The organism is Aliivibrio sp. 1S128 (assembly GCF_001691065.1).
Lineage (GTDB): Bacteria > Pseudomonadota > Gammaproteobacteria > Enterobacterales > Vibrionaceae > Aliivibrio.
Genome location: NZ_MAJV01000059.1, coordinates 1 through 315 on the forward strand (window position 1 = coordinate 1; position 315 = coordinate 315).

The following is a 315-nucleotide window of genomic DNA, read 5'->3' on the forward strand; positions in this document are numbered from 1 at the left end:
GATTAGGTTAAAAAAGTAAAAGAGACATAATGTTGGGTCTGTAGCTCAGTTGGTTAGAGCGCACCCCTGATAAGGGTGAGGTCGGTGGTTCAAATCCACTCAGACCCACCAATACTTTTCCAGTAAGTATTGGTGATAACATTATATTTTGGGGCTATAGCTCAGCTGGGAGAGCGCCTGCCTTGCACGCAGGAGGTCTGCGGTTCGATCCCGCATAGCTCCACCATTTTTAAGTATTCTCTTTGAGAGTCTTTAAAAATGGTTTCGAAACCTTTTATTAGGTTGAAAAACAATTGCTCTTTAACAATTTGGAAA

General features: G+C 41.9%; 2 tRNA genes. Both read left to right on the top strand.

Going from position 1 to position 315, the window contains the following annotated elements:
* Nucleotides 1-34: 34 nt before the first annotated feature.
* A tRNA-Ile gene (locus tag A6E03_RS09180) sits at nt 35-111 on the top strand.
* A gap of 39 nt (nt 112-150) precedes the next feature.
* Nucleotides 151-226, top strand: a tRNA-Ala gene (locus A6E03_RS09185).
* The last annotated feature ends 89 nt before the right edge of the window (nt 227-315 follow it).